This window comes from Gemmatimonadota bacterium (assembly GCA_026706345.1).
In the GTDB taxonomy this organism is placed as follows: domain Bacteria; phylum JAAXHH01; class JAAXHH01; order JAAXHH01; family JAAXHH01; genus JAAXHH01.
On sequence record JAPOYX010000047.1, the window covers coordinates 1 to 3,759 of the forward strand.

The window sequence follows — 3,759 nt, forward strand, 5'->3', positions numbered from 1 at the left end:
ATAATCAGCCGGGAGATGCCCGTCGGCTTCGCAGCCTTTGTAGCGGACCATGTCGAGCAGCACACCTCGGGTGACAAACGACTGGTAGAGCTTACCAATATCGTTCCTGGACGCCCCGCCGTGGGCGGTGATGGCGCTGGCCGGCACATCGTTGTAGTACTTGCCGTCATAGCCCACGTGGGCCAGGCTGTCCCACTGGGTCGAGCCTTGCAGATACATGGTAATATAGTCGTCGTTGGCAATGGCCGAGCCCGCCAGACCGACTTCCTTGACCGGGACGTTGAGGATCGACATAAACCGCTGGGGCGGGGTGCGGGTGGGAAAGACCGGTCCGTCCTGATCAATCGGAATGCAGCAGCAGAAGACCTGCCCCTTGCGGACCAGTCTGGCCGCGGCGACAATCACCTCCGGCGTAATGAAATTGGCCGTCCCCTTTTCATCGTCCGCTCCCCACCGACCCCAGTTTGAGACTTTTGGTATGGCTTCGCGTCCAGGCATACTCGCCCTCCTTTTTTGGAATATGCCGTTGTTATAGCGGAGCCGGAGCAGCGCTTGTAGTAGACGCTTCCTCTCAGGAGCGGTCTTCTCTAGAGGGATTCAAGCACCGTTAGCAGCTCGTCCAAACGGCGGACAACGTGGTAGTCGTCGGTGCTCTGCTGGCGGCCGGAGCGCTCGATCAGGACCGGAGTAAGTCCGGCATTTCGTGCCCCGACAATATCCAGCTCATAGCTGTCACCGATATGCAGGGCTTCTTGCGGCCGGAGATCACACTTCGTGAGTGCTTTCTGAAAGATGGCAGGCTCGGGCTTGGCCGCCCCGGCACGCGTCGAGGCAACAATAGGATCGAAGAAGTGGCCGATGTCCAAGCCGTCAAGCACGCCAAACAGGCGGGCGTCGAAATTTGAAATCACCCCGAGACGATACCCACGCGCGTGCAGAGCCGCCAGCGTCTGCCGGGCTTCCGGATAAAGCTGCCACGCTCGCGGTTCGGCAAAGAAATCGTACAGGGCATGAAAGTAGGCTTCAAAACCGGGAAACGGACCGAGCGGGGCAAAGACCTGCCGGACCACATCGTGCCACCAGGCTTTCTCCAGCCGTGGAACCTGGTCCGCGTCCGCGCCGGGAAAGGCCATGGGCGGCGCGGTCGCAAAGCAGCGTCGAAAGCCGGCTTCCAGGTCCCGGACGCTGACGGCCTTGCCATGCGCACGGGCCAGCCGGGCGTAGGTCTCGCCGACCGAACCATTGACGCGAAGCAGCGTGCCCGCGGCGTCAAAAAATATGACGCGCATATCCATCGTCCGTCTTCAGTATCTCATCCAGCGCGGCCAACAAGGCGTCAATATCGTCCCGGCTGGTATAGTAATGAATCGAGACCCGCAGCCCGCCGACCCCGGAGCAGTACCGCACGGTCGGATAAATATTCCGGGCTTCCAGCGCCTGATTGAGTTGATGGACCCGGTCCGCGTCCGCAAACGGCTCGCAGGTGACAATGCCCGACCGCAGCGCGTGCGCCTCTTGGGTCCAGACCTTGATGTCGCGGCGTTTCAGCTCTTCTATCAGAACGTCGCCCAGCGACAGAATATGCTCGGTGACGGCGGCCGAGTCGAGTTGATTGACATAGGCCAGTGACTCTGCCAGGCCCGCGGTCCCGAGATTTTTGGGCATGCCATGGACCTCGAACCGGCGGGCGTCCGAGGCCAGGGGCAGGGACATAAAGGGCGTCAGCCCTGGGTCGCCAAGATAGCGGAGCCACCCTTCCGGCGGCTCGGCCAGCGCGAACAGGCCATGAGCCAAGCCCGGTTCGACCTGCTGCTGGACTTCCGAACGGATGTATAGCAGCCCGATATTGAACGGCGCGTTCAGCCATTTCTGGGCACCTGCGGCCAGGAAGTCGACGCGCAGATTTGAAACATCGAGCGGTAGGGCGCCCAACTGCTGAATGGCGTCCACCACCAGAAAACAGCCCCGCTCTTCGGCCAGGTGTGAAAACGCGGCCAGGTCCATACGCAGGCCGTTGATCCATTGCACCGAACTCACCACGATCGCGCGGGTATGTTGGTCCATCAAGCGGGCATAGTCATCCACACCAATCAGGCCGTCCCGATGACGCGCAACCCGAACCTCAACCGCCTGCTGCTTCTGGGAGTGGGCGGCGCTGATGGCAACCTGCGGATATTCCAGGTCGCACAGCACGATATTGTCACCAGGGGCAAAAGGAATAGCGGCCAGGGCGGTATTCAGCCCCATGGTGGTATCGTCGGTAAAGGCGATTTCCGTGGGCTGAGCCCTGAGCAGCCGAGCGGCTTCCTGTCTGGCCTGAACGCTCGGCTTGCCGAGCGCCTGATAATAGGCTGGGTAGCCCATCTCAGCCGGCCCCTGACCGAGCAGGGTCGCCGCGCGTTGGACGGCCTGGGTTGCGGACCTCGGCGGCAGCCCAATCCCGGCAGCATTCAGATAGACCTGTTGCGTCGTTCCCGGAAAATCCGCGCGTACCGCGTTCACGTCAAACATACTCCCTCCCAAAGCACCAGCGCTGTCAAACTCCGCCCACCATCGATTGGCTCGGCGCATTTGTCAACAAAGACCCTACGCAGCGTGACTTCAATGATACACCACGCGCTCTTCACCGGACGAGGTAATGGCACTCAGCAGGCGGTCAATGGCGATCCGAAGCTGTCGCTCGTTCTCTTTGCGCCGAGGCTCTCCGTCAGTACTTGGTCGGCTCTCTCCGGCTCGCTCCCGAAAGGCGTCGAGCTGGATTTCCAGGCGCTCGGCAAGTAAACGATCCGTGTCCGCCAAGGCAGGCAGGCTGAGGCGTCCGGTGTCCAATTCATCGACAACAGTCAGCAAACGGTTGAGCAGGCCGGTGTGGTATTTGCCAACTTCTGTCAGCAGGGACGAGTGGTGACGAATGGGCTTGAGAAAAAAGGCACTCCCAAACGCCCGGACAGCCCCGGTCAGGTCGCCGCGTTCAAGCAGTTCATCGCCGCGCTGACAGCGCAGACTCTGACGGCGAAAAGCCGCCCGTTCAAACAGGCCGCCAAAGGAAGCCCGGAATCCCCCAAGGAAAATCTTGCCCAAGATATAAATGAGGCCAATACTGATGGCCAGAAAGCTCAGGCTCAGGAGCAGCGTGAGAGCAGACACGTCCGGCATGCCGTTACCTTACCACCTCTTATACGGGAGGGTAGTGGGGAATAACCCAGAGGCAGCATTACCCACTGGGAGAGGCTTTCTTTTCCGTTCGTTCTCACGCACTGTAGTAGGTCATCATTTTTTCTTGGTGTCCGCGGTTTTTCCCGAGGTCTTGCTCTTCTTGATTTTGCGGCGGATGTACACCGTACCGCCCGATTCCTTCCTGATTTCAAAACTACCGGACTTTTCGGCCAACGTACTCAGATTGGAACAGCCGTAAGTCCGTGGGTCGAAGTCCGGCGCGGCCCCGAATATACGACTCCCGACATTACTGAGATGAACCCAACCGTCATCGTCCGCGTCCTCCATCGCCTTGGTGATAACCTTCACAGCCTTGGAGGGAGATTCTTTTTTCGACTCCTTCGTCGGCGAGGCGGTCGCTCCGTCTCCCTTTTCATCCTCGGTTTCGGTTAGATTTTCCACATAGATAAACCGGTTACAGGCGCTACGGAATGCTTCCGGGGTCTTACGCTCACCAAAGCCGTAGACCACAAGCCCGTCCTCCCGCAACCGCTGCGCCAGACGAGTGAAATCGCTGTCGGAGCTAACGAGGCAAAATCCGTC

The 3,759-nt window shown here is 59.9% G+C and carries 5 protein-coding genes; all 5 read right to left on the minus strand.

Going from position 1 to position 3,759, the window contains the following annotated elements; all coding sequences use genetic code 11:
• Positions 1-498: cyclase family protein (locus OXG98_04485; GenBank protein MCY3771262.1), on the minus strand; the 498-nt coding region annotated here is incomplete at its 3' end.
• 89 nt (positions 499-587) lie between these two features.
• On the minus strand, positions 588-1,295 hold the full coding sequence (locus OXG98_04490; protein ID MCY3771263.1) for an HAD-IA family hydrolase: 708 nt from the start codon (positions 1,293-1,295) through the stop codon (positions 588-590).
• On the minus strand, positions 1,270-2,511 hold the full coding sequence (locus OXG98_04495; GenBank protein MCY3771264.1) for an aminotransferase class V-fold PLP-dependent enzyme: 1,242 nt from the start codon (positions 2,509-2,511) through the stop codon (positions 1,270-1,272). The genes OXG98_04490 and OXG98_04495 overlap by 26 nt, the downstream gene beginning before the upstream one ends.
• Before the next feature lie 90 nt (positions 2,512-2,601).
• Positions 2,602-3,156: a hypothetical protein gene (locus tag OXG98_04500; GenBank protein ID MCY3771265.1), complete on the minus strand. Its 555-nt coding sequence runs from the start codon at positions 3,154-3,156 to the stop codon at positions 2,602-2,604.
• A 114-nt stretch (positions 3,157-3,270) separates the two neighbouring features.
• On the minus strand, positions 3,271-3,759 hold a 489-nt coding region (locus OXG98_04505; GenBank protein MCY3771266.1), incomplete at its 5' end, for an NYN domain-containing protein.